20 protein-coding genes are annotated in these 20,579 nt (G+C 67.4%); 7 read left to right on the top strand and 13 right to left on the bottom strand.

The features are described 5' to 3' along the window. Window positions 1-2: 2 nt before the first annotated feature. From metK to BW733_RS16235, 12 genes are all read right to left on the bottom strand, one after another. Entirely contained in the window at window positions 3-1,190 is a 1,188-nt protein-coding gene (metK, locus tag BW733_RS16290) for a methionine adenosyltransferase (RefSeq protein ID WP_077352171.1), read from the bottom strand. A 208-nt stretch (window positions 1,191-1,398) separates the two neighbouring features. Then, complete coding sequence (gene rpoZ, locus BW733_RS16285; RefSeq protein ID WP_077352169.1) at window positions 1,399-1,740, bottom strand: DNA-directed RNA polymerase subunit omega; 342 nt, start codon at window positions 1,738-1,740, stop codon at window positions 1,399-1,401. 29 nt (window positions 1,741-1,769) lie between these two features. Beyond that, window positions 1,770-2,324, bottom strand: a complete 555-nt coding sequence (gene gmk, locus BW733_RS16280; protein ID WP_077352167.1) for a guanylate kinase — start codon at window positions 2,322-2,324, stop codon at window positions 1,770-1,772. A 26-nt stretch (window positions 2,325-2,350) separates the two neighbouring features. Then, window positions 2,351-2,662 (bottom strand): integration host factor, actinobacterial type, encoded by a 312-nt coding sequence (mihF, locus tag BW733_RS16275; RefSeq protein WP_077352165.1) that lies wholly within the window; start codon window positions 2,660-2,662, stop codon window positions 2,351-2,353. Window positions 2,663-2,744: 82 nt separating this feature from the next. Beyond that, on the bottom strand, window positions 2,745-3,572 hold the full coding sequence (gene pyrF, locus BW733_RS16270; protein WP_077352163.1) for an orotidine-5'-phosphate decarboxylase: 828 nt from the start codon (window positions 3,570-3,572) through the stop codon (window positions 2,745-2,747). After that, window positions 3,569-4,621, bottom strand: a complete 1,053-nt coding sequence (locus BW733_RS16265) for a quinone-dependent dihydroorotate dehydrogenase (RefSeq protein ID WP_077352161.1) — start codon at window positions 4,619-4,621, stop codon at window positions 3,569-3,571. Before BW733_RS16265 ends, pyrF begins: the two co-directional genes overlap by 4 nt. Then, window positions 4,618-7,920: a carbamoyl-phosphate synthase large subunit gene (gene carB / locus BW733_RS16260; RefSeq protein WP_077352159.1), complete on the bottom strand. Its 3,303-nt coding sequence runs from the start codon at window positions 7,918-7,920 to the stop codon at window positions 4,618-4,620. The genes BW733_RS16265 and carB overlap by 4 nt, the downstream gene beginning before the upstream one ends. Continuing rightward, on the bottom strand, window positions 7,920-9,047 hold the full coding sequence (gene carA / locus BW733_RS16255; protein WP_077352157.1) for a glutamine-hydrolyzing carbamoyl-phosphate synthase small subunit: 1,128 nt from the start codon (window positions 9,045-9,047) through the stop codon (window positions 7,920-7,922). The genes carB and carA overlap by 1 nt, the downstream gene beginning before the upstream one ends. Before the next feature lie 16 nt (window positions 9,048-9,063). Continuing rightward, entirely contained in the window at window positions 9,064-9,492 is a 429-nt protein-coding gene (gene nusB, locus BW733_RS16250; RefSeq protein ID WP_077352155.1) for a transcription antitermination factor NusB, read from the bottom strand. Next, complete coding sequence (gene efp / locus BW733_RS16245; RefSeq protein ID WP_077352153.1) at window positions 9,493-10,059, bottom strand: elongation factor P; 567 nt, start codon at window positions 10,057-10,059, stop codon at window positions 9,493-9,495. Window positions 10,060-10,464: 405 nt separating this feature from the next. Beyond that, window positions 10,465-11,400: a type IV pilus biogenesis protein PilM gene (locus BW733_RS16240; RefSeq protein WP_077352151.1), complete on the bottom strand. Its 936-nt coding sequence runs from the start codon at window positions 11,398-11,400 to the stop codon at window positions 10,465-10,467. After that, complete coding sequence (locus BW733_RS16235) at window positions 11,397-12,044, bottom strand: hypothetical protein (RefSeq protein ID WP_077352149.1); 648 nt, start codon at window positions 12,042-12,044, stop codon at window positions 11,397-11,399. Before BW733_RS16235 ends, BW733_RS16240 begins: the two co-directional genes overlap by 4 nt. 307 nt (window positions 12,045-12,351) lie before the next feature. Here BW733_RS16235 and BW733_RS16230 point away from each other — a divergent pair, with 307 nt between their 5' ends. The 3 genes from BW733_RS16230 to BW733_RS18045 all read left to right on the top strand — a co-directional run bounded on the left by BW733_RS16230 (window position 12,352) and on the right by BW733_RS18045 (window position 14,856). Further along, a complete protein-coding gene (locus BW733_RS16230; RefSeq protein ID WP_077352147.1) occupies window positions 12,352-13,521 on the top strand; it encodes an RtcB family protein in 1,170 nt (389 codons plus the stop codon). Between the two features lie 537 nt (window positions 13,522-14,058). Further along, window positions 14,059-14,529: a hypothetical protein gene (locus tag BW733_RS16225; RefSeq protein WP_152024765.1), complete on the top strand. Its 471-nt coding sequence runs from the start codon at window positions 14,059-14,061 to the stop codon at window positions 14,527-14,529. A 93-nt stretch (window positions 14,530-14,622) separates the two neighbouring features. Continuing rightward, complete coding sequence (locus BW733_RS18045) at window positions 14,623-14,856, top strand: hypothetical protein (RefSeq protein ID WP_152024764.1); 234 nt, start codon at window positions 14,623-14,625, stop codon at window positions 14,854-14,856. Window positions 14,857-15,270: 414 nt separating this feature from the next. On the opposite strand, the gene BW733_RS16220 is transcribed toward BW733_RS18045, so the two are convergent. Beyond that, window positions 15,271-16,173, bottom strand: coding sequence for a LysR family transcriptional regulator (locus tag BW733_RS16220; protein WP_077352143.1), 903 nt, complete (start codon window positions 16,171-16,173; stop codon window positions 15,271-15,273). Window positions 16,174-16,283: 110 nt separating this feature from the next. Here BW733_RS16220 and BW733_RS16215 point away from each other — a divergent pair, with 110 nt between their 5' ends. The 4 genes from BW733_RS16215 to uriH are packed head-to-tail and all read left to right on the top strand — an operon-like array spanning window position 16,284 to window position 20,497. Beyond that, on the top strand, window positions 16,284-17,204 hold the full coding sequence (locus tag BW733_RS16215; RefSeq protein ID WP_077352141.1) for a pseudouridine-5'-phosphate glycosidase: 921 nt from the start codon (window positions 16,284-16,286) through the stop codon (window positions 17,202-17,204). Further along, a complete protein-coding gene (locus BW733_RS16210) occupies window positions 17,201-18,124 on the top strand; it encodes a carbohydrate kinase family protein (RefSeq protein ID WP_077352139.1) in 924 nt (307 codons plus the stop codon). Before BW733_RS16215 ends, BW733_RS16210 begins: the two co-directional genes overlap by 4 nt. Then, window positions 18,121-19,554: a uridine transporter UriT gene (uriT, locus tag BW733_RS16205; protein WP_077352137.1), complete on the top strand. Its 1,434-nt coding sequence runs from the start codon at window positions 18,121-18,123 to the stop codon at window positions 19,552-19,554. The genes BW733_RS16210 and uriT overlap by 4 nt, the downstream gene beginning before the upstream one ends. A gap of 1 nt (window position 19,555) precedes the next feature. Beyond that, window positions 19,556-20,497: a uridine-preferring nucleoside hydrolase UriH gene (gene uriH / locus BW733_RS16200; RefSeq protein ID WP_077352135.1), complete on the top strand. Its 942-nt coding sequence runs from the start codon at window positions 19,556-19,558 to the stop codon at window positions 20,495-20,497. The last annotated feature ends 82 nt before the right edge of the window (window positions 20,498-20,579 follow it).

The raw sequence follows: 20,579 nt of genomic DNA, 5'->3' as shown, positions 1-20,579 counted from the left end.
GATCAGCCCTTGACGGCAGCCGCCAGCGCCTGGGCCCGGTCGGTGCGCTCCCAGGTGGCGGAGTCGATCTCGCGGCCGAAGTGGCCGTAGACGGTGACATCGCTGTAGATCGGACGCAGCAGGTCGAGGTCGCGGATGATCGCGCCCGGCCGCAGGTCGAACGTGGCGAGGACGGCGTCACGGATCTGGTCCTCGGGGACCGCCGCCGTGCCGAAGGTGTCGAGGTAGAAGCCGACGGGATGAGCCTTGCCGATCGCGTAGGCGACCTGGACCTCGCAGCGGTCCGCGAGACCCGCGGCGACCACGTTCTTGGCGACCCAGCGCATCGCGTAGGAGGCGGAGCGGTCGACCTTCGACGGGTCCTTGCCGGAGAAGGCGCCTCCGCCGTGGCGGGCCATGCCGCCGTAGGTGTCGACGATGATCTTGCGCCCGGTGAGGCCGGCGTCGCCCATGGGGCCGCCGATGACGAACTTGCCTGTCGGGTTGACGAGGACGCGCTCGGGCACCGCGAAGCCGTAGCGGTCGAGCACGGGTGCGATCACCTCGCTGCGCAGGTCGGTGGCGATCTGGTCCTGGCCGATCTCCTCGGCGTGCTGGGACGACACCACCACCGTGTCGATCCCGACCGGTCGACCGTCGTCGCCGTACTCGACGGTGACCTGGGTCTTGCCGTCGGGGCGCAGGTAATCGAGGGTTGCGTTCTTGCGGACCTCGGTCAGCCGTTCCGCGAGGCGGTGGGCAAGATCGATCGGGAGCGGCATGAGGGTCGGGGTCTCGTTGCAGGCGTAGCCGAACATGAGTCCCTGGTCGCCTGCCCCCTGGGCGGAGACGGCGTCGGTCTCGGCGTCAACGCGGTGCTCGTAGGCGTCGCTGACGCCCTGCGCGATGTCGGGCGACTGGTTGCCGATGGCGACGGAGACGCCGCACGATGCGCCGTCGAAGCCCTTGCGCGACGAGTCGTAGCCGATCTCGAGGATGCGCTCGCGGGCGGTGCTCGCGACGTCGACGTAGCCCGTGGTGGAGACCTCACCTGCCACCACGACCAGGCCGGTGGTGATCAGGGTCTCGACGGCCACGCGGGCGAACGGGTCCTGCGCGAGCAGTGCGTCGAGGACGGCGTCGGAGATGGAGTCGGCGATCTTGTCCGGGTGACCTTCGGTCACGGATTCCGACGTGAACAGACGGCTCATGCTGAGCTCCTTAGTGCGGCGACAAGCCGCGTCGGTGAGGGGTTGTTGTGGCGGCAACACGCCGCCCCCCGCTGGTGGTGCACCCGGTCAGAGGTTTCGTCGATGGTAGCCGTAGCACCATCGGATGCACCCCTGGTGGACCGCCCGCCCGCGTTCGCGGCGGTGCGGTCGCACTCCATGGTGCAGACCCCTGCCCGTGAGGCGTCGATCAGGACGCGGGGTCGGTCTCCGCGAACGGGTCGACGAAGGAGAACGCAGGATCGGCGGCCTCGGAGGCGCGCGCGGCCTCCTCTGCGGCGGGGTCGATCTCGGTGAACTGCAGGAGGCCCTCGTTCATCTCACGCAGAGCGATCGAAAGGGGCTTCTCCTCGGGGGCCGCGGGCACCATCGGACCGACGTTCTCAAGCAGCCCTTCGCCGAGCTGCGAGTAGTAGGCGTTGATCTGGCGCGCACGCTTGGCAGCGATCAGCACGAGTCGGTACTTCGAGTCGATGTCCTGAAGCAGGTTGTCGATCGGCGGGTTGGTGATGCCTTCAGGCTGAGTGTTCAAGGTGATCCTTCGTTCACAGGGATTTTCGATCACAAGCCCAGCAAGCTTACCAGAGTTGCCACGGTAACCTCGAGGTCGCGATTCTCGATGATGTGGTCGGCCTCGGCGATCGCGTCGAGCTCGACCTTTGCGGTGGCGAGGCGGCGCTCCTGGGCTGCCGGGTCCTCGGTTCCGCGGCCCTGCAGGCGGTGCACGAGCTCGTCCCACGATGGCGGGGTCAGGAACACCAGCTTCGCCTCTGGCAGGTTCTGCTTGACCTGACGCGCCCCCTGGAGGTCGATCTCCAGGATGACCTGCTTGCCCGCCTCCAGCGCCTCGAGCACGGGGCGGCGGGGCGTGCCGTAGAAGTCGGTGCCGTGGACGACGGCCCACTCGAGGAACTCGCCCTCCTCGATGAGCGACTTGAACTCCTCGACGCCGACGAACCGGTAGCTGACGCCGTCGATCTCCCCCGGCCGGGGTTCGCGCGTGGTCATGGACACGGAGTAGAAGAGTTCGGGGTGGAGCTCCTTGAGCCGGGCGCAGACGGTTCCCTTACCGACAGCACTCGGCCCGGAGATCACCCACACATGCGAGGTGGTCACCGGGCCGAGCTTAGGTCAAACAGCTGTCAGTTGAACAACTCGTTGAGTCGCATCACCTGATGGCGGCCGAGTCCACGGATGCGGCGGTTCGGAGCAATCTGAAGGTTCTCCATGATCTCCGTCGCCCGTGTCACCCCCACCCGCGGCATCGCGCGCAGCAGGTCGATGACCTTGATGCGCGACAACGTGTCGTCGTCGACCGCCTTGTCAAGCGCCTGGTTGAACGTCAGGTCGCCGTTCTTGACCTGATCCTTGAGCTCTGCGCGAGCGCGGCGCGCCTGGGTGGCGGCTTCCCTGGCCGCTCCCAACTGTTCGCTGCTCAATTGAGGAATCGTCATGGAAAGTCCCTTCACCAAATGACTATTCGTTCTCGACACGGGGTCGTGTCGAGAAGAATCTACAGGGTGAAGACAACGAAAGTCAGTAGTTGGGGTCACTTAATGGAAGTTTGTGCACCTCAGCAGTTAGAATCTGCGCCCGGTTCCGGACCTCGAGGGGCCCGTGACCGATCACCTCGCGGCTGGCCGTAGGCAGAACCCGACCGATCGCCGCGCCGAAGATGCTTGTCAGGCCCTCAACGGTCCCGCCCTGCGCGCCGATGCCCGGGACGAGGATGGATCCGTTGAAGTCGTCGAGCCTGCAGCCGGCCTCGGCGTGCGTCGCACCGACGACGAGTCCGATGGCGTTTTCTGAGCGAACGTTCAGCTCACGGGCCTCCTCGACGACGAGCTGGGCGACGCTCCCCCGGTCGGTCGCGGCGAGCTGGATCCCTGCGCCGTCGGGGTTGGAGGTGCGGGCGAGCACGTAGACGCCCTGTCCCCCGGCCACCGCAGCGTCGATGGCCGGCCGGAGAGAGCCGACGCCCAGGTAGGGGCTCAGCGTGATGGCGTCGGCGCGCACCGGGGCGTCCTCACCGAGGTACGCGTCGGCATACCCGGCCATCGAGGACCCGATGTCGCCGCGCTTGACGTCGAGCAGGGAGAGGGCGCCCGCCTCACGGATGTCGGTGAGCACCTGTTCGAGGACCGCGATGCCGCGCGAGCCGTAGGCCTCGAAGAACGCCGACTGTGGTTTGAAGACCGCGATCCGGTCACCGAGCAGCTCGACGATGGCGCGGGAGCACCGCTCGAGGCCCTGCACGTCGTGTGGGAGCCGCCAGGCGTCGAGGACGCTCGGCATGGGGTCGATGCCGACGCACAGGCGTCCCCTGTCTGCGACGGCGGCGGCGAGTCGTGATGCGTAGCTCACGTGTTCCTCCTGAGGTCGTTGATCCCGGCCACGAGGGCCGGCCCTTCGAAGATGAAGCCGGTGTAGAGCTGGACGAGCTCGGCTCCGGCGTCAAACATGCGGGCACCGTCGGCCGGGCTCATGATGCCGCCGACCCCGATCACCGGCAGCCGCGTCGCGTCGGCGAGCCGCCCGACGAAGGCGAGGGCCTTGGCGGTGAGCGGCCGTCCGCTGAGCCCGCCCGCCTCCTTCTCGAGCCGCGCGTCCGGACCGACGAGGTGCTCGCGGCCGAGCGTCGTGTTGGTGGCGATGACTCCGCTCGCCGCCGAGTCGTTCAGGACGGCGAGGGTCTCGGTGAGGTCGCTGCCCGTCAGGTCGGGGGCGAGCTTGACCATGACCGGGACGCGATCCTTCGACAGCTCGCTGGCCTCGTCGGTCAGGGCGCCGATCAGGCGGGCCAGCTCGCCTGCGGCCTGCAGGCTGCGCAGGCCCGGAGTGTTGGGGCTGGAGACGTTGACTGCGATGTAGTCGGCGAGCGGGGCCAGCAGCCGCAGCGACGTCAGGTAGTCGTCGGTGGCGTCGCCGAGCGGGGTCGACTTCGTCTTGCCGATGGAGATGCCGAGCGGGATGCCGACCGCCCGGTTGCCGCGGGCGACGCCCTTGGCCCGCAGGGTAGCCGCCAGCTCCGCCGCGCCGTGGTTGTTGAAGCCCATCCGGTTGACGATGCCCTCGCTGGCGATGGCCCGGAAGACGCGGGGCTTGGGGTTGCCCGGCTGGGCGTGGGCGGTGACGGTGCCGAGCTCGGCGAACCCGAACCCGAACCTGGCCCATGCCTGCGCGGCGACCCCGTCCTTGTCCAGGCCCGCGGCGAGGCCTACCCGGTTCGGGAACTCGATGCCCGCGACGGTGACGGGGTCGACCAGCTTGGCGCGGGCGCCCCCGGGCACCCGCTCAAGCCAGTGCAGCATCGCCTCGTGCACCCGCTCGGCGTCTCCCCCGCCGTAGCGGAAGAGGCCGGCGCGCAGGAGGTGGTACCCCGAGCGCAGCGAGCGGGTGCCGAGGGCGCTCACTGCTTCGCCCAGTCCTGGAGCGAGCGGACCTCGATCTCGCCGCGTTGCAGCGACTCGATGCCCTGGGTCGCCGCGCCGAGGCCGGGGACGGTCGTCACGAGCGGCACGTCGGCCAGCACGGCTGCGGTGCGGATCAGGTAGCCGTCCTCGCGGGTGCTCTCACCCGACGAGGAGCCCTCCGGGGTGTTGAAGATCAGATCGATCTGACCGGAGTTGATCAGCTCCACGATGCTGGGCCCCTGCTCGCCGTCATTCATCTCGGAGAGCTTCAGGACCTCCCTTGCGTCGATCCCGTTGCGGCGCAGCACGGAGGCGGTGCCGCGGGTGGCGAGCACCGTGAAGCCGAGGTCAACGAGCCGCTTGATCGGCCAGATGGCGTGGCGCTTGTCGCGGTCGGCGATCGAGACGAAGATCGTCCCACCCGTCGGCAGCGGACCGCCGCCTGCGGCCTGGGACTTGGCGTAGGCGGTGCCGAAGTTGTCGCTGAGGCCCATCACCTCTCCCGTGGAGCGCATCTCGGGGCCGAGCAGCGTGTCGACGAAGGCACCGGTGGAGGTGCGGAACCGGTTGAACGGCATCACGGCCTCCTTCACCGCGACCGGGGCACCGGGCAGCGGGGTCGACCCGTCGCCGTCGGCCCTCAGCACACCGGAGGCGCGCAGCTCGGCGATGGTGCTGCCGAGCATGACGAGGGCCGCCGCCTTCGCAAGTGAGGTGTTGGTGGCCTTCGAGACGAAGGGGACGGTGCGGGAGGCGCGCGGGTTGGCCTCGAGCACGTACAGGGTGTCGGCGTGCAGCGCGTACTGGATGTTCAGCAGCCCCCTCACCCCGACTCCCTCCGCGATGGCGAGGGTGTCGTTGCGGATCTGCTCGATCACGGCGTCCCCGAGCGTGATCGGCGGAAGCGAGCAGGCCGAGTCACCGGAGTGGATGCCCGCCTCCTCGATGTGCTCCATCACGCCGCCGATGTAGAGGTCGGTGCCGTCGAAGAGCGCGTCGACGTCGATCTCCACCGCGTCGTCGAGGAACCGGTCGACCAGGACGGGCTGGTCCTGGCTGACCTCCGTCGCCTTCGCGACGTAGGTCTCGAGGGCGTCGTCGTTGTAGACGATCTGCATGCCGCGTCCACCGAGCACGTAGCTCGGCCGCACGAGGACCGGGTAGCCGATCTCCTTCGCGATGGCCTTGGCCTCGTCGGCGGAGGCCGCCATGCCGTGCTTCGGGGCGGTCAGGCCCGCGTTGGCGAGCACCCGCCCGAAGGCGCCGCGCTCCTCGGCGAGGTTGATCGCCTCGGGAGAGGTGCCGACGATGGGCACGCCCGCGTCCTTGAGCGTCTGGGCGAGCTTCAGCGGGGTCTGACCGCCGAGCTGGCAGATGACGCCCGCGACGGGGCCGGCCTTGAGTTCGGCGTGGTAGATCTCCAGCACGTCCTCGGCGGTGAGCGGCTCGAAGTAGAGCCGGTCCGAGGTGTCGTAGTCGGTGGAGACGGTCTCGGGGTTGCAGTTGATCATGACGGTCTCGTAGCCGGCCTCGCGCAGCGCCATGGTGGCGTGGACGCACGAGTAGTCGAACTCGATGCCCTGGCCGATGCGGTTGGGGCCGGAGCCGAGGATCAGCACGGCCTCCTTGGTGCGGGAGGGCACCTCGTTCTCCTCGTCGTAGGACGAGTAGAGGTACGGCGTGCTGGCCGCGAACTCACCTGCGCAGGTGTCGACCGACTTGTAGACGGGGCGGATGCCGAGCGCCCAGCGCACGCCGCGCACGACGTCGGTGGAGAGGTTGCGCAGGCGGGCAATCTGCTCGTCGGACAGGCCGTGGCGCTTGGCGCGGCGCAGCAGGTCGGGGGTGAGCTCGTCGGCCTCCTCGACCTCCTTCGCGACGTCGAGGATGATCACGAGCTGGTCGAGGAACCAGGGGTCGATCCGGGTGGCTTCGAAGACCTGCTCGACGCTCGCGCCTGCCCGCAGCGCCTTCATGACGTCCTGGATGCGGCCGTCGTGCGGCCGGGAGGCCGACTCGAGGATCTCGTCGAGGGGTTCGAGCTCGGTGCCGAACTCGAACGGCGCCGCCGGGTTCTCCAGGGAGCGCAGCGCCTTGCCCAGCGCCTCGGTGAAGTTGCGGCCGATGCCCATCGCCTCGCCGACCGACTTCATGTGGGTCGTCAGGAACGGATCGGCGGCCGGGAACTTCTCGAACGCGAAGCGCGGGATCTTGACGATCACGTAGTCGAGGCTCGGCTCGAAGCTGGCCGGGGTCTCGCGGGTGATGTCGTTGGGGATCTCGTCGAGGGTGTAACCGACGGCCACCTTGGCGGCGATCTTGGCGATCGGGAAGCCCGTCGCCTTCGAGGCGAGTGCCGACGACCTGGAGACGCGCGGGTTCATCTCGATCACGATCATGCGGCCGTCGACCGGGTTGATCGCGAACTGGATGTTGCAGCCGCCGGTGTCGACGCCGACGGCGCGGATCACGCCGATACCGACGTCGCGCATGTACTGGTATTCGCGGTCGGTCAGCGTCATCGCGGGCGCCACGGTGATCGAGTCGCCGGTGTGGACGCCCATGGGGTCGAAGTTCTCGATGGAGCACACGATCACGACGTTGTCGGCCTTGTCGCGCATCACCTCCAGCTCGTACTCCTTCCAGCCGAGGATCGACTCCTCGATCAGGACCTCCGTGACGGGCGAGGCGGCGAGGCCGGCGCCCGCGATGTTGCGCAACTCGGCCTCGTCGTGGGCGAAGCCGGAGCCGACGCCGCCCATGGTGAACGAAGGCCGCACGACGACCGGGTAGCCGAGCTTCCCGGCAGCGGCGAGCACCTCGTCCATGGTGTTGCAGATCTCGGAGCGGGCGACCTCGGGGGCGCCGCCGGGGATGTCGGTGAGGCCGAGCACGATCTCCTTGAACTGCTCGCGGTCCTCGCCGCGCTGGATCGCGTCGATCGAGGCGCCGATCAACTCGACGCCGTACTTCTCGAGCACGCCGTTCTCGTGCAGCGACACGGCCGTGTTCAGCGCCGTCTGGCCGCCGAGGGTGGCTAGCACCGCGTCGGGGCGTTCCTTGGCGATGACGGCCTCGACGAACTCCGGGGTGATCGGCTCGACGTAGGTGGCGTCGGCGAAGTCGGGGTCGGTCATGATGGTGGCCGGGTTGGAGTTGACCAGGATGACCCGGAACCCCTCCTCGCGCAGCACGCGGCAGGCCTGCGTGCCGGAGTAGTCGAACTCGCACGCCTGGCCGATGACGATCGGGCCGGACCCGATGACGAGGATCGACGAGATGTCTGTGCGACGGGGCATCAGGCGTCCTTCCCGGCCGACATGACGTCGACGAAGCGGTCGAAGAGGTAGTTGGCGTCGTGGGGGCCTGCCGCGGCCTCCGGGTGGTACTGGACGGAGAAGCCGACGAGCCTTCCGTCGCGCTTGAGTTCGAGGCCCTCGACGACATCGTCGTTGAGGCAGACGTGGCTGACGGTGGCCTCACCGTAGGGGGTCTGGGTCGCACGGTCGAGGGGCGCATCGACGGCGAAGCCGTGGTTGTGCGCGGTGATCTCGACCTTGCCGGTGGTGCGGTCGATGACCGGCTGGTTGATGCCGCGGTGGCCGAACTTCAGCTTGTACGTGCCGAACCCGAGGGCGCGACCGAAGAGCTGGTTGCCGAAGCAGATGCCGAAGTACGGCAGTCCCGCGTCGAGGACCTGCTGCAGCAGCGCGACGGGCTGGTCTGCCGTGGCGGGGTCGCCGGGGCCGTTGGAGAAGAAGACGCCGTCGGCGCCGGCCGCGCGGATGTCGTCGAGGGTCGCCGTCGCGGGCAGGACGTGGGTCTCGATGCCGCGGGAGGCGAGTTGGGTAGGCGTCATGGCCTTGATGCCGAGGTCGATGGCGGCCACGGTGAAGCGCTTCTCCCCCACGGCCGGGACGACGTATGTCTCGGCGGTGGTCACGTCGGCGGAGAGGTCGGAGCCCTTCATCTGGGGCGACTTGCGGACCCGTTCGAGCAGCGCCTCCGGGTTGGTCTCCGTGGTGGAGATCCCGACGCGCATGGCTCCGGTGTCGCGGATGTGCCGGGTGAGGGCCCTCGTGTCGATGTCGCTGATCCCGACGATCCCCTGGCGGTCGAGCTCGGCGTCGAGGCTGCGCCTGCTGCGCCAGTTCGACGGTCGCGGCGACGGGTCGCGCACGATGTAGCCGCCGACCCAGATCTTCGAGGACTCGTTGTCCTCGTCGTTCCAGCCGGTGTTGCCGATGTGCGGCGCCGTGGCCAGCACGATCTGTCGGTGGTAGCTGGGGTCGGTCAGGGTCTCCTGGTAACCGGACATGCCGGTGGAGAACACCAACTCGCCGAAAGTCTCTCCCTCTGCCCCGAAGGATCGGCCACGAAATACGCGCCCATCCTCCAAAACCAACAATGCAGGAAGGGAACTCATGCGTACCTCTCTAGGTCTAGTTCGTCGTCGGCTTGGCCGCCAAGGCCTTTGACAGCAGTCCGTTCAGGAATGCCGGGGAGTCGTCGGTGGAAAGGTCACCTGCCAGTCGGACCGCCTCCGAGATGACGGCGGCCGGTGGCGTGTCTGTGTAGTCCAGCTCGTAGATGGCGAGCCGGGCGAGGTTGCGGTCGACCGAGGGCATGCGCTCGAGCGGCCAGTTCATGGAGGTCGACTCGGCGATGCGCTGGTCGATCTCCTGCTGGTGCTCGGCGACGCCGAGCACGATGTCGGTGGTCAGTGGGCGCACCGTCGTGCCGGCCAGCGTGCGCTGCTCGGCGAAGGTTTCGCTGACCGAGGCCTCGCGCTGCTCCGCCATGAACAAGATGTCAAGGGCGGCCTTGCGGGCCTTGGTCTGCGAGCTGTAGTGGGGTCCCTGCTCGGCCATTTAGCTGCTGACGCGTCCCAGGTAGGAGCCGCCGTCGCGGGTGTCGACCTTGATCCGCTCGCCGGTGGTGATGAAGAGGGGCACCTGGATCTCCTTGCCGGTCTCCAGCGTGGCGGGCTTGGTGCCGCCCGTGGAGCGGTCGCCCTGCAGGCCCGGCTCGGTGTAGGTGACCTCGAGCTCGACCGAGGCCGGGAGCTCGATGAACAGCGGGTTGCCCTCGTGCGTGGCGACGATCGCGTTCTGGTTCTCCAGCATGAAGTCCTTGGCGTCACCGACGGTGTCGGCGGAGATCATGAACTGGTCGAAGGTGGTGTTGTCCATGAAGACGTAGTCGTCGCCGTCCATGTAGAGGTACTGCATCTCGCGACGGTCGACGGTGGCGGTGTCGACCTTGGTGTCGGAGTTGAAGGTCTTGTCAATGATCTTGCCGCTCAGCACGTGCTTGAGCTTGGTGCGCACGACGGTGTTGCCCTTGCCCGGCTTGTGGTGCTGGAACCACTGGACCTGCCAGAGCTGTCCTTCGAGATCAAGAACCATGCCGTTCTTCAGATCATTGGTTGACGCCATCTTGGGGACTCCTCGTCGCAGACTTGCGGCACACAGCGGCCAGCGTTGCACTCTACCCCACCGACCCGAAAAATGCCCAAGCCGAGGGGCCCGACCGTCCGGATCGTGAACAGCGATGGGCGCTTCGGCAGCCGGGGTCGGGGTGCCGTGGCTGACTGTCGATTCCGTCGCTCGGTGAAGCAAGGACCTCAACCCTGCCTGAGCGCCGAAGCCGCCGGGCGGGCTCGCAGTTCCGGGATGGCGGAGCGAGCCCAGATCGACTTCGCTGACGGGGGCGAGCACGGCTCGACTTCGCTGACGTGGTGTGCACAGATCTACAAGGAGCGCGACTCGCGCCACCAATGGCACCAAACGCGCTCACCGTAGATCTGTGCACGTCATGAGCCCGGTGAGCCGTCCACCGCGTCAGGCCCGGAGCGGGTCGGTCAGGATGTCGACGACCGCGTCGCGGGTGGCGTCGGCGTAGCTGCGGCCGTCGGGCAGGGTGCGGCTGCGGCCGAAGTAGGCGCCTCCGCCGTCGTGGCGCATGGGGCCGATGCTCTCGAACGAGACGCGACCCTCGCGCTTGGCTCGACCCCAGGCCGACAGCGGGGCCGTGACCCAGCGCCCAGGGAAGGCGACCGTGCCGAGGTGGCGCAGACGGTCGGAGGTGCCGGTCAGGTTCCAGATGTGGCCCATCCGGTCGAGGCCGGGATCGTCGCCGAAGATGCCGCCGATGGTGATCAGCGACGTCGGGACGCCGAGGCCCGCGAGGAACCAGCCGGCGCCCAGCGCCATCTGCGCCCCGCCGGAGAAGCCGATCAGCGTCACCCGGTCGCCGCTTCCCGGGCGGTAGCCGTGCCGCTGCAGCGAGCGCCAGATTTCCTGGGCGAGTCCGATGCTCTGCGTCGGGCCGTATCTGGGGTCGGCGGAGACGAGGACCTTGGCGATGTTGCGCACGTTGATCAGCATGGCGAGCGGGTTGCTTCGCCACTGGCGCCGCATCGAGTCGAGCCGCCTCCACAGCCACTCCGTCGCCCGCTGCAGCAGGCCCCGGTTGTCGACGGCGTAGGGGAAGACGTCGTCGACGATCACCGCGTCGGGCAGCGCCTCCCGCAGCGACTCGAGCCAGGCCTCCTCACGGCGCGACAACCCGTCACCGCCCAGGACGCCCACCCCGGAGAGGTACACGACGAAGCGGTGCGATGTCGTCTCCTGACGGTGTTCGCTCGGCAGCAGTTCGAAGCTGCGCCGCACCTCGACCTCGCCCTTGTCTGCCCACCATCGCAACGATTCGAGCGGCGAGAGCAGCACGAAGGCGAAGAGGATCACGACGGCGACGCCGAGGGCCCAGACGATCATGGCGCGACCTCCTCCGGCCGCGAGACGGGCGTGATCGGCGTGCCCGCCAGGATGTCGCGGGCGGTGACCATCGTCGGGCGTCCGGTCGCGAGGCTCCACAGCCGCGACGCCATCCAGGTCAGGGGCCGCTGCGCCAGTCGGGAGAGCAGCTGCATGACGAGCCAGCCAGCCAGCGTGAACCCGAGCGCCCAGAGGAACCGGGTCTCGAAGGCACTCGCCACACCGAAGACGAGAATGAGGAAGCTCCACCCCTCGAGCACGCGGCCGAGCAGGAGTCCGAGGTGGGGAAGGGCCGTCGCGAAGTTCAGCGTCAACGGCGCCGTGGAGATCAGCCCGACGATGATCAGCGGCATCAGCGGCATCGGGCCGAGCACGAGCGAGGCGACAGCCCAGGTGATGGCGGCCTGCACGACGTGCAGCACGGCAAGCGCGAGCGCGCTGAGCAGGAGGCTCGTGAGCAGCCGCCAGCCTCGGATCTTGTTCAGCAGCAGGATCGCGATGTGCCCCAGCATCGTGGAGGCGGCGGCGAGCAGGGCGACGCCGAGCCCGGGCCACAGGAGGGTGAGCGCGGCGTGGTCGACCCGCGTGAACAACGCGGGATCAAGCCTGAGGGCGGCCGCAAGGGTCCGCCAGACCTCGCCCATGTGATCAACCTTAGGGCACCGCTCCCCCTTGACCCTGCACCGTTTCGCAGGCTACCGTTTCGTCCCACGCGTCGACCGGCGCGTGTGAGTCCCAGGAGTGACGATGCTGCAAAGCCAGCGTTTTGTGACGGATTGCCCGCGTGGCAACTTCCGTACCTCGTCGTCCCCTGCGGAACGCGGCTGATCAACGACTGATCTTTTTCGGCCCCGTAACCGTTCAGGTTCGGGGCCTCATGTGTATCCGCGGCCGATCCGCACATGGGTGTTCCGGGTCTGAAGACTCTTTGACACCACTCTGGAAGGAATCATGGAACACCTCAGCAAGCGGCTCATCTCGTGGGCGAGCATCCTGGACGAGAAGGCCCTCGACCAGGCCCGCGCCACCGCGTCGCTGCCCTTCGTCTACCCGCATCTGGCGCTGATGCCCGACGCCCACCTCGGCAAGGGCGCGACCGTCGGTTCGGTCATCCCAACGCTCGGTGCGATCATCCCGGCGGCCGTCGGCGTCGACATCGGCTGCGGCATGATCGCGCTGCGCACCCAGTTCACCAAGGACCAGGTCGCGGCGCGTGACCTGTCTGCACTCAGGGTCGGCATCGAGCGCGCGATCCCCCTGTCGGCAGGTCACTACAACTCCCGGATCACCGAGACGGCCGAACCCCGGATCGCGGACCTCGAGGAACGCGCGGCGAAGGCCGAGTTCGACCCTGCCGACTACGCGGGCAACTGGAGGCTGCAGCTCGGCTCGCTCGGCTCGGGGAACCACTTCATCGAGGTCACGGCCGACGAGACGGGCGCAGTCTGGCTCTTCCTCCACTCGGGTTCGCGTGGCGTCGGCAACAGGATCGCCGGGCACCACATCAAGGTCGCGCAGCGGCTGGCGAAGCAGTGGTGGATCGACCTGCCCGACCCCGACCTCGCCTACCTCGTCGAGGGCACGCGCGAGTTCGGCCGCTACATCTCGGAACTGAAGTGGGCGCAGCACTTCGCCCTGCTGAACCGTGAGGAGATGATGGAGCGCACCGTCGCCGAACTCGCGAAGGCGATGGGTGAGGACGTGGTCGAACTCGAGCGCGTCAACTGCCACCACAACTTCACCGAACGCGAGTCCCACTTCGGCAAGGACGTCTGGGTGTCCCGCAAGGGAGCCATCAAGGCCGACAAAGGGCTGCCCGGCCTGATCCCCGGATCGATGGGCACCGCCAGCTACGTCGTCGAGGGGAAGGGGCAGCCGGTGTCGCTGAACTCCGCCCCGCACGGCGCTGGACGCGCGTTCTCGCGCTCCAAGGCGAGGCAGACGTTCTCGCGGGAGCAGCTGCGCGAGGCGATGGTCGGGATCGAGTACCGCGACACCGACGCGTTCATCGACGAGATTCCCGCGGCCTACAAGCCGATCGACCAGGTGATGGAGGACGCGGCCGATCTCGTGGAGATCCGCCACACGCTGCACCAGCTGGTCAACGTGAAGGGCGACTGATTTGATGGCCACGATCAGGACGGCGGTGTCGAGACCGGACCGCACTGCACCTTCGGTGAAGACAGCAGCGGGGAGCGCCGGCGCGCCTTCCTTTTCCGCGCGAAGCGCCGCTCGTTCACGGGCGTTTGCGGTCATCTGGCCCATGCCTGTCGTCAGTGTGGCGCGATGGGTGAAGGCGGCGTTTGCGGTGCCCTGCAGGATCTGCCAGTCGAGCCACCCCTCCTCGTGGAGCCGCCGTACAAGGTCTTGATACGCCGGATCTTCCTTGAGCACGGGGAGGGTGGCTTGCAGGTGGTCGGTGAGGTTCTTGTAGGAGTTGGTGATGCGTTCGATGGCCTCATCTGGGTTGTAGTCAGGCGCGGGACTGGAGAGCGGTCCGAGCTGGGGGTGTGACTCAGGCATCGCGGTCGCGGACGGGCAGACGGATTCGAGCGCTGCACACGCTTCGTAGTGCTGGTCACGCAGCAGCGACACGATCTCATCGTAGGGGCCGGCGACGAAGACCTTGCGGAGTAGAGCGTCGCCTCGACCCGTGATGTGCGCCAGCGTTGTTCTCTGGTCCTCGGCGGAGATGAGAAACACGAGTTCGGTGACCATCGTGAGGAGCATCGTCTCGTCGTAGCTGTCCCTGCCCTGAAACGCGTCTACATGGGCGGTGACCTCAAGCGATCGGCCGCCGACGTCCTGGATTATGGGCCGGTATGGGTCGTCGGGTGGTTCCGTACTGACGGTGACTGTCGTGTCGCCGCACAGGACGTATGGGAGTGTGCCTGCGAGGTCGCAGAGCACAACCTGGAGGGCGGCGCCGAGGCGCTCAGCGGCCAGCACGTCCGCCTTGGCGTTGCTGCACTTGATCCGCCATGTTCCGCCGAGGATCCCGAACTGATAGGTGCGGATGGGGCCCGCGTCAGCGAACGGCTGCGCGTGGAGCTGATCAGCGACGAGCTGGGAGAACTCCGCCTCCGACCAGTCGACTTCTTCGCCCGCGGACTGCGCGACCTCGGGTAGGTCAGTGGCCCAGGCGGTGCCCCCGAACGCGGCTTTGAGCGTGTCGGTGACCTGGGGCCAGTAACGGTTGGCGGCGAGTGTCGTGTAGATCGCGTGCGCATCGAGGCTCGGCAGGGCCTCCGGGCCGCCACCGTTGGCGTTGGCTACAAGTGCGCGGTTCGCGAGGAGCGCAGCGTGGGTGAAGGCCGCAGAGTCGAGCCACATTCCCATCTGGTAGGCGCCTATGGCGACTTGCTCGAAGGCGCGGGCGACGTAGCGAGCCTGCGCGCCATCCATGTCGGACAGGCTGGCCGCCGCCATCCAGTACTGCTTGGCGGCAAGGTGTAGGCCGAGCAGCCCGTAGCAGCGGGCGATCATCTGCATCGCGAGGATCGCTCCCTCGATGCTGTCGCCGTTCAGCCACCGCCGCTTGGCGTCGTGGAACTCGGTCAGCGCCTCCACGTATCGGTCCTGTTTGTAGAGCAGCATGCCCCGGTCACGGCATCGAGCTGCGACTGCACTGTCGCCCTCCCGAGCCGACATGACGGCGTCCAGCCCGGCCCGCATCTCATCAAACCCTGGCTCCCCGTTTAGTTTAGCCCTACTGAGCACAGGTTGAAGACGTCGTAGGTGTGCTCGATCGGGATAACTGGCGCTTGGGCGATGATGTCGATCAGATCTGCTCCTTCAACCCCGGCGGTCCCGCTCTCGTGCCACCAGACTGGACAGCCCGGATGTCCGTCGGCGGATCACCCGCGCGATTCAAATGCGGCGGCGGCTTTCTGTGACCTCGAACAGGATCTCCAGGACCTGCTTGGTTTCCCCGGTCGGCTTGGCCTTCCAGACCGCATCGAGGGGTACGAAGGCTGGCGGCTCAAGAGGGAGTGCTATTAGGTCTCCGTGGGCCGCCTTCTCTGCGTAGTCGCGGGTGGCGAGGGCGAAGGCGCGAGCGTCGGACAGGAAGTACGACCATGAGCCGGAGAGGCGTGTGGTGCCGGTCAAAATGAGCGGCTCAAGACTGCGTGCGCGACAGGCGTCAACCATGGCGTCGTAGTAGTCGGGGCTTCGTTCGCGGGGCCACATGAGCAGGGGCAATTGTGGCAGTTCGCTCAGGGCGACACTCGTTCTCGTCGGCTGAAGGAGCGAGCTGTGGATCAAGACCAGGAGTTCGTCGGCGCCAAGTCGTCGCCTTATCACCTTGGGCGTCTTCGCGAGATAGTGGCCGATGCCGATGTCAGCATGACCGCTCTCGACGGCCTCGATGACACCGCCGGTCTCAACTTCAAGAGCTGACGCGCGGATCCCCAGTTGGACGTCATCGATTCGGCGAAGAGTCTCGGGCAGGAGGTGGTTCACGATGCTGGGCGATGCTGCAATCGTGACCTGGCGCTGCGTGCGTCGCCGCTCAAGGGCTGCTGCGGCCATGAGCCCGTCGATCTGTTCCAGGACTGATCGCGCGTGAGATTCGAGCGCCTGACCGGCGGGTGTTAGCCGCGTCCCGCCGGCAGAGCGAGCCAGCAGTTGTAGCCCTAGCACACGCTCCAGCGTGCGCATCTCTTTGCTCACTGTCGGCTGGCTGAGGCCTAGCCGTTCGGCCGCGCGAGTGAAGTGAAGTGTGTCGCAGAGCGTGGCGAATGCGGATAGTTGCACCAGCGTGACCTTCATAGATGAAAGCTATCATGCTATGCCTTAATGATTCTTCACGGACATGAACTCATCTCGTAGCTTGGAGGTGTCCCAAGAAGGGGCGACTCCAACAGAGAAGGAACAGTTCAATGAAGATCGACGCCCTCCGCGTTTCCGACGAGGTCCGTGACGCCATCGCCAGCCGCCAGCCGGTCGTGGCGCTCGAGTCCACCATCTTCACCCACGGTCTGCCCCGGCCCCGCAACGTTGAGGTTGCGATGCGTGGGGAGGAGATCGTGCGTCAGGGTGGCGGGGTGCCCGCCACGATCGGCGTGGTTCACGGCCAGCCCGTCGTCGGCCTGTCGCCGGAGGAGATCAACGAGTTGGCGTACGACGACGACGTGACCAAGGCGTCCGTGCGCGACCTCGCGTACACCGCCGTCTCCAAGAAGAACGCTGGCACGACGATCGCTTCGACTTCCCACCTGGCCCGCGCCGCGGGCATCGATGTGTTCGCGACTGGAGGCCTGGGTGGGGTCCACCACGGTGCGGCGCAGACGTTTGACGAGTCCGCGGACATCTACTCGCTGGCGCAGACGCCCATCGTCATGGTGAGTTCGGGCGCCAAGGCCATCCTGGACATCGCCGCCACGCTTGAGCGGTTCGAGTCCCTGAGCATCCCGGTGGTGGGCTACCGCACGAACCGGTACCCCGGTTTCTACGTGGTGGACTCCGGCTACGACCTGACCGCTCGCGTGGATGAGCCGTCGCAGGTGGCCACGATGGTCGAGGTCCAGCGGAGTCTGGGTATCGACAGTGCGGTGCTGGTCGCCAACCCCGTCCCGGCCGACGAGCAGCTCGACCCCGCCGAGCTGGAGGCCGTGCTGAAGCGGGCTTGGGCTGCCGCCGAGGAGCAGGGCGTTCATGGCCAGGCTTCGACCCCGTTCCTGCTTGACTTCATCCGTCAGGCCACCGAGGGTCGCAGCCTCGACGCCAACGTGGCCCTGTACTACAACAACGTCCGCGTCGCGCTCGCGATCGCCACAGCGATGGTGGTCGGTGACCGATGATCGGCGTGATTGGTGACGTCGTCCAAGACGTCGTCGTGTGGCAGCTCGAGGACGTGCGCCATGCCACCGACACGAAGTCTGAGGTGCGCATGCAGCGCGGCGGGTCCGCCGCCAACGTCGCGGCCTTCGCCGCCCCGCGGTATCCCACGCGCTTCATTGGCTGTGTGGGGGACGACCTCGGCGGGATGGTCCTCACCACCGAACTTCAGCAGCGCGGTGTGGATGTGCGCATGCAGGTCCGTGATTCAACGGGGATGATCGTGGTCCTGATCGACCAGGACGGTGAACGCCTCATGTTCCCCAGCCGTGGTGCGAGCAACCGGCTCGAGTCGCTCGACCCGTCATGGCTGGACGACATCGAGATCCTGCACATCACGGCCTACTCGTTCGAGGGAGGGTCCACCGCCGAAGCGGTCCGTGAGGCTGTCCAGGAGGTTAAGCGGCGGGGCGGGAAGGTGTCGATGGACGTCTCCTCGACCGGCATGATCGACCACTTCGGCATCCCGGCGTTCCTCGGCCTGATGGCCGAGCTCGGGCCGGACTTCATCTCTGCCAACAAGGATGAGAGCGCTTACCTCAGTCTGGCCGATGGCGACACCCCAGGTCCCAATCTCAACCGGTTTGGTGACGCGATCCTGCTGGCGCGGCAGGGCAAGGATTCGACGAACGTCTTCCAGGCCGGAAAGCTCCTCGCCAGCGTGCCCGTCAAGCCGGTCGACGACGTACGGGACTTGACCGGCGCCGGCGACGCGTTCAACGCGGGCTTCCTCTCGGCCTATCTCACCAACGGGGGAGACCCAGTGGCCAGCTGTCTGGCTGCCCACGCCCTGTCGGCGCGCGTTCTGCGCTGCCCGGGCGCCACCGAACCCCCGCTCACTCCATCCGCTTCTCCCGAGACAGGCAAGGAGGTCATGGCATGACGAGCATCCAGAGCGAGAAAGACCGGCTGTCGACCGGACAAGTACTCCCCGTCGTCCTGTCCCTGCTGGCGGCCATCTTCGCCTTCCAGCTCAACGCCTCGATGCTGTCGCCGGCCTTGGCCACCATGGAACGGGAACTGCAGGCGACCACCGCCGAGATCGGGCTCACCCAGACGGCCTTCTTCACCGCTGCCGCCCTGTTCTCCCTGTTCATGCCCCGATGGGGTGACCTGATCGGACGCCGCAAGGTCATGATCGGCATGCTCGCCGTCACCGCGATTGGATGCGCGATCTCCGCCCTGGCGCCGTCTGTGCTGGTGCTCTTCATCGGTCGCGTGATCCAGGGCGTGGCCGGTCCCATCGTCCCGATGAGCCTCATCATGCTCCGGGTGGAGGTCCCGAACGGGAAGCAGTACGCCCTGCTGATGGCCGTGCTGGCCTCCATCAACGGCGGCATCGCCGGCATCGATGCGCTGGCCGGCGGCTGGTTGGCCGCCAACTTCGGGTTCCGCTCGATCTTCTGGGTGATGTCCGCGGTGTGCCTGATTGCGGTCGCGGCCGTCGCGTTCTTCATCCGTGAGTCGAAGGCGGTCGAGACCCCACCCATGGACTGGAAGGGCGTCGTGCCCCTCGTGTTCGCCCTGGGCGCTACGCTGATCGCGCTCAACGAGGCGGGCAAGCTCGGTGCCGCGAACTGGACCATGGTCGCCATCCTGCTCGTCGTCGGTGCCGTCGGATTCGTGGTCTTCTGGAACATCGAGAAGAAGGTGGCGCACCCGCTGGTCTCCACCACCTACATGAAGCAGCGGCGCACGTGGGCCCTCCTGCTCACGACGACCCTCACCATGACAGGCGTATTCGCGGTCATGAACGGCCTCATCCCCAACCTCGGCCAAGACACGAACATCGGAGCCGGACTGCCAGCCGACACCGTGTCGTGGGTGACCCTCACCCCGTACGCCTTCGCTGGCCTGCTGATGGGTCCTGTATCCGGGAAGCTGGCCGGACGCCTCGGCTACAACCGTGTGCTGCAGATCGGCCTCATCGGAACCGTGATCGGTCTCGGTGTCGCGATCCTCACGGCCGCCACCCCCAACCTGTTCCTACTGCTGTTCATCTCGATCTTCGTGGGCATCACCTACGCGGGCATGACGAACATCATGCTGAACGGCTTGGGCATTGTCCTCAGCCCGCAGGACAACCCCGGCTACCTGCCCGGTATGAACTCCGGGGCGTTCAACCTCGGCGCCGGGCTGAGCTTCGCGGTCCTGTTCGCCGCGTCGACCATCGTGACCGACAAGGCGGGCCCCCGGGCCGGCTATATGGGCGGGATCGCCACCGGCGCGGTCATCGTGGTCCTCGCGCTCCTGGCGTCGCTCCTGATCCCCAAGCCCGCCGAGGTCCATGCATCCGACAAGGGAGGCAACTGACATGGCACGCAAGATCATCCTGGACTGCGATCCCGGGCACGACGACGCGGTCGCGATCATCCTCGCCGGAGGTGATCCGGCTATCGACCTGGTCGGCATCACCACGGTGGGGGGCAACCAGACCCTGCCCAAGGTGACACGGAACGCGTTGAGCGTTCTCCGTGTCGCCCGCCTCACCGAAGTCCCCGTCTACGCCGGCTGCGCGAGGCCCTTGGTCCGGAAGGTGGAGGTCGCCGAGGCCATCCACGGGGACAGCGGACTGGATGGGGTCGACCTCCCCGAGCCGGTGACCGAGGTCGGCTCCCGGCACGCCGTTGACTTCATCATCGACACGATCATGAACAACGCGCCCAACACGATCACCCTGGTGCCCACCGGCCCGCTGACGAACATCGGCATGGCCGTCCGCAAGGAGCCCGCCATCGCTGAGCGGGTCCAGGAAGTCGTCCTGATGGGTGGGGGTTACCACACGGGCAACTGGAGCGCCGTCGCCGAGTTCAACATCATCGTCGACCCGGAGGCCGCCAACATCGTCTTCAACGAGCCGTGGCCGCTGACGATGGTGGGACTCGACCTGACACACCAGGCACTGGCCACCCCCGCGGTGGAGGACCAGATCGGGGCGATCGGCTCGGAGTGCAGCGAGTTCGTCCTGGGCCTGTTCGGCTTCTTCCGGAAAGCCTACCAGGAGCAGCAGGGGTTCGAGAACCCGCCGGTCCACGACCCCTGCGCTGTTGCCTACCTGATCGACCCGTCCGTGGTCAGCACCCGCAAGGCTCCCCTGGACGTTGAACTCCGCGGCGAGTTCACCGTCGGGATGACCGTGGCCGACTTCCGCGCCCCGGCGCCCGAAGGCTGCACCACCCAGGTCGCGGTCCAGCTGGACCACCAGCGGTTCTGGGACCTGGTCGTCAACGCCATTGCCTCAGTGGAATCACGCTGACGCACCCGTAAGGTCGGGTGCGGCCGTCAAGCCGGCCGCACCCGACCCTTCTCAACCGCACCGATCGACACAAGGGAGTCGT

This window comes from Tessaracoccus flavescens (genome assembly GCF_001998865.1).
Taxonomy (GTDB): domain Bacteria; phylum Actinomycetota; class Actinomycetes; order Propionibacteriales; family Propionibacteriaceae; genus Arachnia; species Arachnia flavescens.
This window is presented reverse-complemented; position numbering and strand designations above follow the sequence as displayed.

Bases quoted from the DNA above. Each gene is read 5' to 3' on its own strand.
- metK (WP_077352171.1), bottom strand. From the start codon at position 1,190: ATGAGCCGTCTGTTCACGTCGGAATCCGTGACCGAAGGTCACCCGGAC.
- mihF (WP_077352165.1), bottom strand. From the start codon at position 2,662: ATGACGATTCCTCAATTGAGCAGCGAACAGTTGGGAGCGGCCAGGGAA.
- carB (WP_077352159.1), bottom strand. From the start codon at position 7,920: ATGCCCCGTCGCACAGACATCTCGTCGATCCTCGTCATCGGGTCCGGC.
- carA (WP_077352157.1), bottom strand. From the start codon at position 9,047: ATGAGTTCCCTTCCTGCATTGTTGGTTTTGGAGGATGGGCGCGTATTT.
- nusB (WP_077352155.1), bottom strand. From the start codon at position 9,492: ATGGCCGAGCAGGGACCCCACTACAGCTCGCAGACCAAGGCCCGCAAG.
- efp (WP_077352153.1), bottom strand. From the start codon at position 10,059: ATGGCGTCAACCAATGATCTGAAGAACGGCATGGTTCTTGATCTCGAA.
- BW733_RS16240 (WP_077352151.1), bottom strand. From the start codon at position 11,400: ATGATCGTCTGGGCCCTCGGCGTCGCCGTCGTGATCCTCTTCGCCTTC.
- BW733_RS16235 (WP_077352149.1), bottom strand. From the start codon at position 12,044: ATGGGCGAGGTCTGGCGGACCCTTGCGGCCGCCCTCAGGCTTGATCCC.
- BW733_RS16230 (WP_077352147.1), top strand. From the start codon at position 12,352: ATGGAACACCTCAGCAAGCGGCTCATCTCGTGGGCGAGCATCCTGGAC.
- BW733_RS16220 (WP_077352143.1), bottom strand. From the start codon at position 16,173: ATGAAGGTCACGCTGGTGCAACTATCCGCATTCGCCACGCTCTGCGAC.
- BW733_RS16215 (WP_077352141.1), top strand. From the start codon at position 16,284: ATGAAGATCGACGCCCTCCGCGTTTCCGACGAGGTCCGTGACGCCATC.
- BW733_RS16210 (WP_077352139.1), top strand. From the start codon at position 17,201: ATGATCGGCGTGATTGGTGACGTCGTCCAAGACGTCGTCGTGTGGCAG.
- uriT (WP_077352137.1), top strand. From the start codon at position 18,121: ATGACGAGCATCCAGAGCGAGAAAGACCGGCTGTCGACCGGACAAGTA.
- uriH (WP_077352135.1), top strand. From the start codon at position 19,556: ATGGCACGCAAGATCATCCTGGACTGCGATCCCGGGCACGACGACGCG.